This is a genomic window from Thalassotalea marina, from assembly GCF_014656435.1.
GTDB classification, from domain to species: Bacteria; Pseudomonadota; Gammaproteobacteria; order Enterobacterales; family Alteromonadaceae; genus Thalassotalea_C; species Thalassotalea_C marina.
In genome coordinates this window covers 49731-63805 of sequence record NZ_BNCK01000013.1, presented here as the reverse complement: position 1 = coordinate 63805, position 14075 = coordinate 49731, and the positions used below count along the sequence as shown (strand labels likewise).

Here is a 14075-nt window from a genome sequence, read left to right as displayed (position 1 = left end):
ATCCGATGTACCACGTGTTAGCCTAGTGACCACCTAAACATATCAAGCGTGACTGATCAGTGATATAGCTTTGCATGCTCAATTCATGAAGCGTACCAACAACTCACATATCAATCTGTTTTTAAAGGTTTTTATTAAAAACACACCCGTTATCACATTCATAAACTGAACCCTAAAACATGTTAATGATTAAACCAATGAGGATGACTTTGCTGAATTGCAGGAATAAAAGTTCGGCTTATAGGTAACGATTCTTTACCAATAATGGCTTCATATTTTAATTTTGAAACACGATTTACCCGCTCAACCTTTTTGGGATTCACTAAATAAGAACGATGTATTTGTAACAAGGCAGTTTCATCAAAATACAAACGCACGGTTCTTAATCGCATAGAAATATATCTGGGCTCTTTTTTACCTTGAACATATATTCCGGTATAACCTGACTCGGCTTTTAAATATTTTGTTTTTTCCTTAAAACGGGTTAGTTCATATAATTCTGACAAAACAGTTGGCTCTTTTAGCAAAGACTGTATCGCTTTTTGCACCATTAACGTTTGGTACACTAAAACTTGTATTAATTGTTGATCGGATTCACTTAATTTATTTTTAGTGACAATTTCAACAGTAATATCATCAGCATTAACCAATACCTCATTCTTAGATAAAAGAGCTTCTTCTCCTAATCGAGACACCAATTGATCATGGTGATTGATGGTAATTTTTGTCTCTTGCTGCAAAATGTCGATAAAATATTGGCAAGCTTGCTCTAAACCTTTGTATATGTCTTTACTCGGCGCGGTCGACAAATTGAACGAAGTGATCGCCATAAACAATGAATTGAGTGACGGGGCTCGTTTTATTGCTAACTCTTTTGAGGCAGAATCTTCTAATAACTGAGGCTTGTTTTCATTGACCAATTCGACATTATCAACGATCAGTTTTTTTTGCTGAAAATTAAATGCAATCCCCTCTTGTGCTCTGTGACTTTGCATAACCAGCTCTGATGGAAATACTATGGTAAAGTTGCCTTTTGCGTTGTTGGTGTAAAGAGAAACACCAAGTAGCTTCGCCTGATGATGTAGTGCATTGAGCCTAGTATGGTTTAAAGACGTTATCTGATCGCCCGCTGCCCATGCTAACTCAATTGTTCCCCCTTGTTGATCAAACGCAACATGCAAAGTAATAAGTTCAAATTGGCTACTGTGTTGGCTAGCAAAATCACATAAATTGTATAAAAACTGCTGCAATCCATCTGGATTTATCAATAGTTGCAACGAAACATCTTTGTTCCAATATATCTGTCGGCCATGTTCAAGTTCAGATAAAGTCGCCACGTTTTGCAAGATTTGTTGCAAATGAACAACTTCTTTAAATATCTGATTAACCGATGAGTTAAGTTTTGTTTCAGAGAGAATTGACGCTAAAGGCTGTAAAACCTGAGAAGAAAGTTCGGTAATGGCTTTCACTTGTTGTGCAGAAAGTAACGCTTTGTCTTTTGCTTGGTTAGCAGCAGTAACCACACTTAAAAGCGGCCACTCAATGCCTTGTAACCAGTACTGTAAACGGTAAAACGTTTGGTGCTGTATAAAATCTTCCTTATTTCTTTTGTTCAACAATACAGTAAAAGCAATAATCCCTATCAAAATAATCGACATCATTTGCAACAGTACAATAAGCGCATCACGGTTTTGCAGCCAAAACTCAAGCATTTTGTAATATCTACTGGTAAAAAAATGATACTGATCAAATACATCAATTAACGCTCGATCACCATTATGAAGCTGTCTAACGGCCATTCCAGCCAATTGATTATCCTTGGCGTAGAGAACTTTAGCGGCGATAGCGCTTTTGTTTTCAAACGCAATAAAGTGTCCGCCATATTTTTTAGGATTAAACAAATAACTGGTTTTTCCTCGTTCGTCCCAGTATTCGATATAGTCTTCAATTGACAAAAAATACGATAGATTTTTTTGGTTATACACACCCGTTGCGCCGCTGTGTTGCCCGTCCCAACTCCCCCAGCTTAAGGTTTTGTGTTGCTGTTTAAAGCCATTATTAATATCAGGTACACCTTCCCAACCAACAGCAAATGAACCAACGGTCATTACCATTTTGTCTTTGTTCACACCAAATGACGACAATATATTGATGACAGAATCAACGGAGCGTTCACCTTTATTAGCAAAAAGCGGCGACTGAGGCTCGGCTAACTCTCCTTGGTCTCCGGGTAATCGTGTTACATCAATAACCACAGCGTCAACTTGCTGATTAAGTGTAGTAGCATCCCAATTTGTTTCTAAACTATATGGCGCTAATATCGTTTGCAGCCAACAATTAAGATTTTGTGCATGACATTGACGTCTGATTTCTTGTAATAACAAATTAAGGTTATTGCCATCATTGTCGCGCCTACTAACAATGTCGGGGCTTGATGTTCGATAAATTGGAAACTGCCAATCAATTTCAATGCCATCAAATTGATACTTTTTCATAAACGCAATAGCGTTTTTAGCCACAATAGCACGTCCCTCGGATGTACTTGCCAAAGTAGAAAAGTGCTCAGAACGGCTCCAACCACCAATACTAATTACCGTTTTTAGCTCTGGGTAGTCACGTTTGGTTTTTTTTAACTGGCCAAAACTGCCCAAGTATTCGTCATCTCTGTCAGCTCCAAGATACAAATGTTCAATATCTGCAAAACGGTCACCTAACACTACCTCACCATGCCGAGTTAAATCTGCATTTTTATAGACCAAGTGGGTCATTAAATGAACGGGTAAATCTTGGATGAGTACATTAGGGCTATAAATAGCCCATTGAGAATAGTACCCCATGATGATTGGTTTTTCGGAATTAGCGTTTGCAGGCTTGAGAAATAAACAGGCAATAAATAGTAAGGCGAACCACAAACACCGTGCACAATACGTTGAAAGTTTTTGAAATAAAGACGTGAAATCGTTTAACAACATATCCCTTTGGTTCAGCACATCAGTGCAAAGGTTGCTTTTTTATTTATCAAGCAGCATATCTAAAAACACTGACATTGTGAATAACTATTCCAATTAAGTGATTAATAAAACATCAATACAGCTAACGCATTGAAACAACTTAACAAAAGCTATGAGTTTGTCTCTAACTGTCTTTATCGTTCAGTGTAACAAAACCGACTAAAAAAAGGGCCATTGCAAATACAATGGCCCTCATAAGAGTTTCAGCGGTTAACCTTTTAACCTCTGATACACATAAACAATGTGTTTATAGCATTTCTACAGCGATTGCCGTTGCCTCTCCACCACCAATACATAGCGAAGCAACACCTTTGTGTAAATTACGATTTTTTAGTGCATTAATAAGCGTTACCATAATACGTGCACCACTTGCACCAAGTGGATGACCTAAAGCACACGCTCCACCATTGACATTTACTTTCTCAACATCAAGCTCAAGTTCTTTGATGGCCAACATAGTCACCATGGCAAAAGCTTCGTTAATTTCCCATAATTCAACATCGCTTGCAGACCAGCTGGCTTTATCAAGCACCTTTTTCATCGCACCAACAGGTGCTACTGTAAATTCTTCAGGTTTTTGAGCATGTGTTGCATGGGCGACCACTTTGCACAATGGTGTTAAACCACGCTTTTCAGCTTCTGATTGTCTCATTAAAACTAAAGCTGCAGCACCGTCAGAAATAGAACTTGAGTTAGCCGCAGTAATGGTACCGTCTTTTTTAAATGCGGGACGCAAAGAAGGAATTTTGTCCGGACGCGCATTGCCAGGTTGTTCGTCAGTATCAACGACAACATCACCTTTACGTGTTTTAACCGTGACTGGAGCAACTTCGTTGGTAAAAGCACCAGATTCAATCGCTTCATTTGCACGCGATAATGAGCGAATAGCATACTCATCCATTTGTTCACGTGTAAACGCAACATCGTCAGCAGTAGCTTGTGCAAAACAGCCCATAGATACGCCATCGTAAGCATTTTCAAGGCCATCGACCATCATGTGATCCAATACTTGTCCCGCGCCCATTTTGATGCCTGAACGTCCTGAAGGCAGTAAATGAGGTGCATTAGTCATGCTCTCCATGCCACCAGCAACGGCAACATCAATAGAACCTGCTAAAATAGCATCGTTCGCTTGCATCGCCGCTTTCATACCCGAACCACACACTTTGTTGATAGTGGTACATACGGTAGATAACTCAAGGCCGGCTTCTAAAGCCGCTTGGCGTGCTGGTGCCTGTTTTAACCCTGCTGGTAAAACACACCCCATAATAACTTCATCAATTTGATCATTAGCTAAACCTGCCGCTTCAACTGCTGCTTTTATGGCAGTTGCTCCAAGACTTGGTGCAGCAACAGGTGATAAGCTGCCTAAAAAGCCCCCCATAGGCGTTCTTTTAGCTGCAACAATAACCACTGGATCTTGATTAGACATAATGTTCTCCAATTAGCGCTTAGCGCTCTTATTTATAGCTTTGTAAATAATAGAGCAATGCTGTTATTTATAAAATAGTGTCAATTAGGTTAACTTATATTTACGTTTACGCCAACGTAAACTAAATAGTTCATTCAGTCAGTAGACCCGTTGACTGTATTAGATAATTTCCACTTGCGAAAATTTTAACTAGGTAACGATATCAACAAAGGAAGTTTACGTAAACGTAAACTTCATGTTATGGTAAGCCAGTTATTATTAATTATGGGTGTGCAATGAGCAACAAAAATACGGCAACCTACTCTATCGGTGAACTGGCAAAAGAGTTTGATATTACCACCAGAAGTATCCGATTTTATGAAGATCAGGGATTAATCCACCCAACACGTAAAGGGCAAACACGAATTTATAACCAAAGAGATAAAGTTCGTCTAAAGTTAATCTTACGTGGCAAAAGACTCGGTTTTTCACTTGCTGAAACGGGTCGACTTTTTGAATTATATGACGCTGATAAATCCAGCGTTACTCAGTTAAATACCATCATGGATTTAATTGCACTAAAAAAAGACGAACTTAATCAGCAGTTAGAAGATATTAAAGCGGTTTTGGTCGAACTAACAGGCTTAGAAAACAACTGTCGCAATGCGTTAACTGAGATAGAAAACAACAAATAATCAGCAACGCATAACGTACCTGCAACTAGTAAAATATTTATAAAAGGAAACATCATGATTTCTACATTTTCTTCAATCAACTTTAACTTGGGCGAAACGGTTGACATGATCCGTGACCAAGTCAATGCCTTTGCCCGTGATGAAATTGCACCACGTGCAGCTCAAATTGATATTGACAACGAATTTCCAAATGACTTGTGGCGCAAATTTGGCGACATGGGTCTATTAGGTATGACGGTTGAAGAGGAATACGGTGGTTCTGGCTTAGGTTATTTGGAGCACGTTGTTGCTATGCAGGAAATCTCGCGCGCTTCTGCTTCTGTAGGTTTAAGTTACGGCGCCATGTCAAACTTATGTTTAAACCAACTGCGTAAAAACGGTACTCACGAACAAAAACTAAAATACTTACCTAAATTATGTTCTGGTGAGCACATTGGTGCTTTAGCTATGTCTGAACCCAATGCGGGATCTGACGTAGTTAGCATGAAATTACGCGCAGAGAAGAAAGGCGATAAATACGTTTTAAACGGCAATAAAATGTGGATCACCAATGGTCCAGATGCCCACGTATATATTATTTATGCAAAAACCGATGTAAATGCTGGTTCAAAAGGTATTACAGCGTTTATTGTTGAACGCGATTACCCGGGCTTTAGCCGCCACCAAAAACTCGATAAGTTAGGCATGCGTGGCTCTAACACCTGTGAACTTGTATTTGAAGACTGTGAAGTGCCAGCCGAAAACATTTTAGGTGAGGAAGGTAAAGGCGTTCGTGTATTAATGTCAGGTTTAGACTACGAGCGATTAGTATTATCAGGCGGCCCGTTAGGTATTATGGATGCCTGTATGGATTTAGTTGTGCCATATATTCACGACCGTAAACAATTTGGCCAATCTATTGGTGAGTTCCAGTTGATCCAAGGCAAAATTGCTGACATGTATACACAAATGAATGCAGCAAAATCTTATGTTTATATGGTGGCACAAGCGTGTGACCGCGGTGAAACAACACGTAAAGATGCTGCCGGTGTAATTTTATATACCGCAGAACTTGCAACTAAAATGGCATTAGATGCGATCCAATTACTTGGCGGTAACGGTTACATCAATGAGTTTCCAGCAGGTCGTCTACTTCGTGATGCCAAACTGTACGAAATTGGGGCGGGCACCTCTGAAATTCGTCGCATGTTAATTGGCCGCGAATTATTCAACGAAAGCAAATAACTGTGACAGGCCGCTAACATAGCGGCCTGTATTTCAACCTTATTTTCACAGCGAAGTTAACTAAAAAGGTAACACTGTGGCTAAAATCATTTCAAAAATTAACACCCGAAGCCAAGAGTTCATTGATAATGTTGAACATATGCAGCTTCAAGTTAACGATTTAAAAGAAAAATTAGAACAAATTAAACTTGGTGGTGGCGAGCGAAGCAGAGAACGACATCTATCACGCGGCAAGTTACTACCTCGTGATCGAGTCAATGCGCTACTTGATCCAGGCTCACCGTTTTTAGAGTTGTCGCAATTAGCGGCGTTTGATGTTTACAAAGACAACGTACCAGCCGCAGGTATTATTACCGGCATTGGGCGTGTTGGTGGACAAGAATGCATTATTGTTGCCAATGATGCCACCGTTAAAGGCGGTACTTATTACCCGCTTACTGTTAAAAAACACCTGCGCGCACAAACTATCGCACAAGAGAACAATCTACCCTGTATTTATTTAGTTGACTCTGGCGGTGCCAACTTACCTAATCAAGACGATGTTTTTCCTGATCGTGAACATTTTGGTCGAATTTTCTTTAATCAAGCCAATATGTCGGCGCAAGCTATTCCACAAATTGCAGTAGTGATGGGCTCATGTACGGCAGGTGGTGCTTATGTGCCCGCCATGGCTGACGAATCTATCATAGTCAAAGAACAAGGTACTATCTTCTTAGCTGGCCCACCTTTAGTTAAAGCAGCCACTGGCGAAGTCGTATCAGCAGAAGATTTAGGCGGTGCTGACGTGCACTGTCGCACCTCTGGTGTTGCCGATCACTACGCTCAAAACGATCATCATGCCCTTGAACTCGCTCGAACCGCAGTTAAAAACTTAAATCGCGTAAAGCCAGTGAGTGTCAATATCGAAGCGGTACAAGAGCCCGCTTATGAAACCTCAGAAATTTATGGTGTTATTCCTAAAGACAGCCGTCAGCCTTTTGATATTCGAGAAGTCATCGCACGTATTGTTGATGGCAGTGAATTTGATGAATTTAAAGCGCTATATGGCACCACTTTAGTGTGTGGTTTTGCCAGAATATTTGGCTATCCGGTAGGTATTGTCGCTAACAACGGTATTTTGTTTGGTGAATCTGCGCAAAAAGGTGCGCATTTTATTGAGCTTTGCGCACAGCGTAAAATTCCACTGGTGTTTTTACAAAACATCACTGGCTTTATGGTAGGACAACAATATGAAGCCGGTGGCATCGCAAAACATGGCGCCAAAATGGTTACAGCTGTTGCCACCGCCAATGTGCCCAAATTTACCGTATTAATCGGCGGCAGTTTTGGCGCTGGTAACTATGGCATGTGTGGCCGAGCCTATGACCCAAGATTTTTATTTATGTGGCCAAATGCGCGTATTTCAGTAATGGGCGGCGAACAGGCTGCTGGTGTGTTAGCACAGGTAAAACGTGATCAAAAAGAAAAACTCGGCGAATCTTGGTCAGAACAAGAGGAAGCCCAATTTAAGCAACCGATCATCGATACCTATGAACACCAAGGTCACCCATATTATGCGTCTGCTAGGCTATGGGATGACGGAGTGATTGATCCTGCCGATACACGCCAAGTATTAGGGCTTGCCATATCTGCATCTTTAAACAAAACGATCGAAGATACCAAGTTTGGTATCTTTAGAATGTAGGAGGCAACATGAGTTTAACGACAGATTCTGTGTTATTTGAAGTAGACCGATATGGTGTTGCCACCGTGACACTTAATAATCCAGACAAACACAATGCCTTTGATGACAACATCATCGAACAACTACGCCAACTCTTTATCAATATTGCAGCCAGACGTGATATTCGTATTGTCATCCTTGCTTCAACCGGAAAAAGTTTTTCAGCAGGTGCTGATTTAGCTTGGATGAAGCGTATGGCTGGTTACAGTTATGAAGAAAACTTAAACGATGCCAATGCCCTTGCACAAATGTTAAAAGCGCTAAACTTTATGCCGCAAACTACCATTGCTAAAGTTCAAGGCGCTGCGTTTGGTGGCGCAGTTGGATTAGCAAGCTGTTGCGATATTGTTATCGCCAGCGACAAAGCCAGCTTTTGTTTAAGCGAAGTAAAACTTGGGTTAATTCCAGCAACCATTAGCCCTTATGTTGTCGCCGCTATGGGACAAAAAGCCTGTCGCCGTTATTTTCAAACGGCAGAGCGCTTTTTTGCAGACAAAGCGATGTCGTTAGGTTTAGTTGACGAAGTCGTTGCACTAGAAGAACTAGACTCTGCTGTCAACGCTATGGTACGTACATTACTGGCTAATGGCCCAGAAGCTGTACACCAAGCCAAACAACTCGCTTTAGATGTAGCAAACAGAGAAATCGATGAAGAGATCATTGGCATTACCAGTGAACGAATTGCCGCCATTCGAGTATCAGAGCAAGGACAAGAAGGTTTAACTGCCTTCTTCGAAAAGCGTTCTCCACAATGGATCACAGAAATCTCACCGGATCGCGAGAGCTAATACACATGACAATTTCAAATAAAATGTTCAGCAAAATTCTTATCGCTAATCGCGGTGAAATAGCGTGTCGAGTGATAAAAACGGCTCGTAAAATGGGGATCAGAACGGTAGCGGTTTATTCTGATGCCGATGCCAATGCACTGCATGTCAGCATGGCAGATGAAGCCGTATATTTAGGCCCTTCTCCTTCACGCGAAAGTTACTTACTCAGTGAAAAAGTTATCGCTGCTGCCAAGAAAACAGGCGCTCAAGCTATTCACCCTGGCTATGGTTTTCTTTCAGAAAATGCCGATTTTTGTCGTCTTTGTCAGCAAGAAAATATCACCTTTATCGGTCCACCTGTTGGCGCGATTGAAGCCATGGGTTCCAAATCAGCTGCAAAAGCCATCATGGAAAAAGCACAAGTACCACTGGTACCAGGCTATCATGGTGATGATCAGTCAGAAGCTGTGATTAAAAAAGCGGCCGATGACATGGGCTACCCTGTACTGTTAAAAGCAACCGCAGGTGGCGGCGGTAAAGGGATGCGCCAAATTTGGAGTGAAGCTGAATTTGCGGATGGTTTTGCCGCAGCCAAGCGTGAAGCAAAGTCGTCTTTTGGTGATGACACTATGTTAGTTGAAAAATACTTAACTCAGCCTCGCCATGTCGAAATACAAGTATTTTGTGACAATCACGATAATGCGGTCTATTTGTTTGAGCGTGACTGTTCAGTTCAACGTCGTCATCAAAAAGTGATTGAAGAAGCACCTGCCTTTAAGATGAGTGAACAGTTGCGTGCACAAATGGGTGAGTCGGCGATAAAATCGGCCAAGGCCATTGGTTATCGTGGCGCTGGTACAGTAGAGTTTCTTCTAGACGTGGACGGTTCATTTTATTTCATGGAAATGAATACCCGTTTACAAGTTGAACACCCAGTGACTGAATTAATCACAGGGCAAGACTTGGTAGAGTGGCAACTCCGTGTTGCTGCGGGTGAAAAATTACCTAAATCACAAGATCAACTTGCTATTCACGGCCATGCTTTTGAAGCTCGTATTTATGCTGAAGATCCTAACAATGATTTTCTTCCAGCTACCGGTACGTTAAATTTTTTACAACCGCCTGAAGAATCTCAACATGTGCGTGTTGATACTGGTGTAAGACAAGGTGACGACGTTAGCGTTTATTACGATCCTATGATCGCCAAACTTATCGTTTGGGACGAAAACCGTGAAAAAGCGTTACAACGTTTAACCAAAGCGTTAACCGAATATCAAATAGACGGTGTTACCACCAACATCGACTTTTTATATAACCTAGCCACTTGCCAATCATTTGTTGACCAAGAAATTGACACTGGTTTTATTGAGAAACATCACGACGAAATTTTTCATGACGACCAAGTGACGCTAAACGACGAATTACCAATGGCCGCTTTGTATGTTGTATTATCACAAGCAGAGCAAGCTAAACAACAAGCCGTTGATAGCGCTGATCCACATTCACCATGGAATCAAACCAGCGCTTGGCGATTAAATGAAGCACATTTGCATAAAATCACCCTCGCACACAATGAGCTTGATTATCCAATTACCATTGAGCAAAAACGCGGTGGCACAAGTAGTTATTATTTGATCTCGATCGACCACCCTGCTTTTAATGGTAAAGTGACTGATTGCCAGGGACGTATCGAAAATAACACCTTAAAAATCAGTATTGACGGCTACCAAAGTCAAGCGACTATTTCGCGTAATGGCGACAACATTAGCTTGTATCGCCCCAATGGTGTATTTAATTTTACATTGGTGCGTCCAGATTGTGGCTTAACCGATTTGGATGATAATCACGGTGGGTTAACTGCGCCAATGAACGGTACTATGGTCAGTGTACTTGTTTCAAAAGGCGATAAAGTAACAAAAGATCAGCCACTGATGATCATGGAAGCGATGAAAATGGAGCATACCATTAAAGCGCCAAGTGATGGCGAGATTGACGATGTATTTTATCAAGCGGGAGACATGGTTGATGGTGGCAGTGAACTGGTTAAATTCACGGCTATGGAGGATTAGACCATGTCATTACCTAGTAGCGTTAAAATCGTTGAAGTAGGCCCTCGTGATGGTCTACAAAACGAAAAAACCTTGATCAGCGCCGATGATAAAATAGCACTCATCAACAAATTAGCTGACGCAGGTCTCAGTTATATTGAATCTGGCAGTTTTGTTTCACCTAAATGGGTGCCACAAATGGCGACATCTTCTGATGTATTTAAGGGTATTAACAAGCAAAGCAGCATTACCTATGCGGCACTTACACCTAATATGAAAGGGTTTGAAGCCGCCATTGATGCCAAAGCTGATGAAGTGGCCATTTTTGGCGCAGCCTCTGAAGCTTTTAGCCAAAAAAATATCAACTGCTCTATCGCTGAAAGTCTAGCTCGATTTGAATCAGTGATTGAAGCGGCAAAGGCCAACAACATTAAGGTTAGAGGTTACGTATCTTGTGTCGTTGGTTGCCCGTATGATGGTGATATCGCACCAGAGCAAGTTGCTGATGTTGCTGAAAAATTATACCAAATGGGCTGCTATGAAATATCGCTTGGCGATACGATTGGTGTAGGCACCGTAGACAGTGTACAAAAGATGTTACAGGCAGTTAGCGCCCGTATTCCCAAGCAACATTTAGCCGTGCACTTTCACGACACCTATGGTCAGGCGTTAACAAATATTTACACTGCATTACAACACGGTATTTCTGTCGTTGATAGTGCCGTTGCTGGATTAGGCGGATGCCCTTATGCTAAGGGCGCTTCAGGCAATGTAGCAACCGAAGATGTTGTTTATTTATTGAATGGTTTACACATCAAAACTGGCGTAGACTTCGAAAAATTATTAGCAGCCGGTTGGTTTATTAGTGATAAATTAGGCAAATCGCCTGTATCAAAAGTTTCCAATGCATACCGAGCAAAAGTGTAAGTACACGTTTGCTTGATAATATTTATTTACCAAGGAGTAAATCATGGCGGGTTTTGACAAAGTAGTCTCTAGCTATGAAGAAGCACTAGCAGGTTTAGAAGATAACATGACTGTTATCGCTGGCGGATTTGGCCTTTGTGGCATTCCAGAAAACCTGATAGCAGAAATTAAACGCAAAGGCACAAAAGGCCTAACTGTTGTGTCAAATAACTGTGGTGTTGACGATTTTGGTTTAGGTGTTTTATTACCCAACAGACAAATTAAAAAAATCATCGCATCATATGTTGGTGAAAACGCCGAATTTGAGCGCCAAATGATGAATGGCGAGCTTGATGTAGAACTAACACCACAAGGCACTTTAGCAGAAAAAATGCGCGCTGGTGGTGCTGGTATCCCTGCATTTTTTACCGCTACCGGTTACGGTACACCAGTTGCAGAAGGTAAAGAAGAGCGTGAATTTAATGGTCGTCACTTTATTTTAGAAGAATCAATTACTGGTGATTTTGCTATTGTAAAAGCTTGGAAAGCTGACCGTTATGGCAACTTAGTATTTAGGAAGACAGCAAGAAACTTCAACCCTATGGCTGCTACAGCTGGCAAAATTACCGTGGTAGAAGTTGAAGAAATTGTCGAGCCTGGCGAGTTAGATCCTGATCAAATTCACACACCAGGTATTTATGTTAATCGTTTGATTCAAGGCACGTTTGAAAAACGTATTGAACAACGCACAACAAGAAGCGCATAAGGAGACACTCATGGCATTATCAAGAGAACAAATCGCGCAGCGTGTTGCTCAAGAACTACAAGACGGTTATTACGTTAATTTAGGCATAGGTATTCCAACGTTAGTTGCTAACTACGTGCCAGAAGGCATGGAAGTGATGCTTCAATCTGAAAATGGCTTACTAGGTATGGGACAATTTCCAACTGAAGAAGAAATTGATGCAGATCTAATTAATGCTGGCAAACAAACCGTTACTATGGCTAAAGGTGCTTCAATTTTTGATTCAGCAGAATCTTTTGCCATGATCCGCGGTGGTCACGTAGATTTAACCGTATTAGGTGCTTTTGAAGTCGATGTTAACGGCAATATTGCTTCGTACATGATCCCTGGCAAGCTTATCAAGGGTATGGGTGGTGCAATGGATTTGGTCGCCGGTGCCGATAATATTATCGTTACTATGACCCATGCATCTAAACATGGCGAGTCTAAACTTCTAACAGACTGTACTTTACCGCTAACAGGTAAAGGCTGTATTAAAAAAGTTTTAACTGATCTTGCTTTTATTGAAATTAAAGACGGCAAATTCCACTTGCTTGAACGCGCACCTGGTGTATCAGTAGAAGAGATTCAAAAGTTAACTGCAGGTGAGTTGATTGTGCCAGAACATGTCCCTGAGATGACATTTTAAGCCACAATAAATAGAAATAAACTAAGGGGCAGCTTGCCCCTTTTTTCTTTATTAACCTAAAAAATGTAAACTTTCGGCGCCGATTACACTGTTCAAGATGTTGTTAAATAATTGTTATATCAGCACATTAATGTATATCTACTGTTTTTATAACCAGACAAACTTACACAATACTTGATTTTGACACACTATTTCGCGATACTGAAAGAGACAAAGAAAAGGCAAAACACGCGAAAACGTGTTACGCAAAACCACCGGTCTAAGGGTAATTTATTACCTATGACAGCGGAGTTACCGAGTTCAATTAGGTACGTCCTGTGGTTTTTTCTTTTAATAAACTCATTAATGCATTTAAGGTTATTAAAATGAAAAAATTATTACTAGTTTCTACTATTACTGCTTTAACAATGACGTCTATTGTTTCTGCGCCGAAAGCACAAGCTAACAATGTAGCGCAAAGCCTATGTGAATACGTGGCTGCTGACGACAAAAAGCGTATGCGTACATTTTTAAAGACAAATAAAATTAAAATCCGTTCGGTTTTTAATGGTATTGAATGTAATGGTAAAAACTTACTGGTATTTGCATCAGAAAGAGGTTCTGTTGAAACAGGTTCTTTGATTGTAAGTAAATTACCGAAGAAGATTGTTTCTGACAATCTCGCAGATATCCAAAATGGAGCGCAACCATTGATAGATGCAGCTAACGAACGCGTTAGCAGCTAAAATTATTTTTTAGTAGGCGTTATTTGATTTCAAGTAATTTGTTTTACTAGCTAATAATTCTTCTGTCGAACCAAAAAGCCAGCGTTTACGCTGGCTTTTTTTATCCATTTAATTGCTTGGTTTTAAGCG

Annotated in this window: 11 protein-coding genes and 1 riboswitch; of the genes, 9 read left to right on the top strand and 2 right to left on the bottom strand. The window is 40.8% G+C overall.

The window, feature by feature from the left end:
- Nucleotides 1–182: 182 nt before the first annotated feature.
- Nucleotides 183–2837 (bottom strand): glycosyl hydrolase family 18 protein, encoded by a 2655-nt coding sequence (locus IE199_RS20550; RefSeq protein WP_189774531.1) that lies wholly within the window; start codon nt 2835–2837, stop codon nt 183–185.
- A 421-nt stretch (nt 2838–3258) separates the two neighbouring features.
- Nucleotides 3259–4443 carry an acetyl-CoA C-acyltransferase gene (locus IE199_RS20545; RefSeq protein WP_189774528.1) on the bottom strand — a complete coding sequence of 395 codons (1185 nt, stop codon included), beginning with the start codon at nt 4441–4443 and terminating at the stop codon, nt 3259–3261.
- 275 nt (nt 4444–4718) lie between these two features.
- On the opposite strand from IE199_RS20545, the gene IE199_RS20540 reads away from it, so the two are divergent.
- From IE199_RS20540 to IE199_RS20500, 9 genes are all read left to right on the top strand, one after another.
- Nucleotides 4719–5117 carry a MerR family transcriptional regulator gene (locus tag IE199_RS20540; protein WP_189774526.1) on the top strand — a complete coding sequence of 133 codons (399 nt, stop codon included), beginning with the start codon at nt 4719–4721 and terminating at the stop codon, nt 5115–5117.
- A gap of 54 nt (nt 5118–5171) precedes the next feature.
- Nucleotides 5172–6341, top strand: coding sequence for an isovaleryl-CoA dehydrogenase (locus tag IE199_RS20535; protein WP_189774524.1), 1170 nt, complete (start codon nt 5172–5174; stop codon nt 6339–6341).
- Nucleotides 6342–6417: 76 nt separating this feature from the next.
- Nucleotides 6418–8025, top strand: a complete 1608-nt coding sequence (locus IE199_RS20530; RefSeq protein WP_189774521.1) for a carboxyl transferase domain-containing protein — start codon at nt 6418–6420, stop codon at nt 8023–8025.
- 8 nt (nt 8026–8033) lie between these two features.
- Nucleotides 8034–8852, top strand: a complete 819-nt coding sequence (locus tag IE199_RS20525) for an enoyl-CoA hydratase/isomerase family protein (protein ID WP_189774519.1) — start codon at nt 8034–8036, stop codon at nt 8850–8852.
- A 23-nt stretch (nt 8853–8875) separates the two neighbouring features.
- Nucleotides 8876–10903 (top strand): acetyl/propionyl/methylcrotonyl-CoA carboxylase subunit alpha, encoded by a 2028-nt coding sequence (locus IE199_RS20520; protein WP_189774567.1) that lies wholly within the window; start codon nt 8876–8878, stop codon nt 10901–10903.
- A gap of 3 nt (nt 10904–10906) precedes the next feature.
- Nucleotides 10907–11809 (top strand): hydroxymethylglutaryl-CoA lyase, encoded by a 903-nt coding sequence (locus IE199_RS20515; protein WP_189774517.1) that lies wholly within the window; start codon nt 10907–10909, stop codon nt 11807–11809.
- 43 nt (nt 11810–11852) lie between these two features.
- The gene (locus tag IE199_RS20510) at nt 11853–12554 is read left to right on the top strand and encodes a CoA transferase subunit A (RefSeq protein WP_189774516.1); all 702 of its coding nucleotides are present in this window, start codon (nt 11853–11855) and stop codon (nt 12552–12554) included.
- Between the two features lie 10 nt (nt 12555–12564).
- A complete protein-coding gene (locus IE199_RS20505) occupies nt 12565–13221 on the top strand; it encodes a 3-oxoacid CoA-transferase subunit B (RefSeq protein ID WP_189774513.1) in 657 nt (218 codons plus the stop codon).
- Nucleotides 13222–13431: 210 nt separating this feature from the next.
- A riboswitch (cyclic di-GMP riboswitch) is annotated at nt 13432–13520 on the top strand.
- A 66-nt stretch (nt 13521–13586) separates the two neighbouring features.
- Nucleotides 13587–13946: a DUF3718 domain-containing protein gene (locus IE199_RS20500; protein WP_229854886.1), complete on the top strand. Its 360-nt coding sequence runs from the start codon at nt 13587–13589 to the stop codon at nt 13944–13946.
- The last annotated feature ends 129 nt before the right edge of the window (nt 13947–14075 follow it).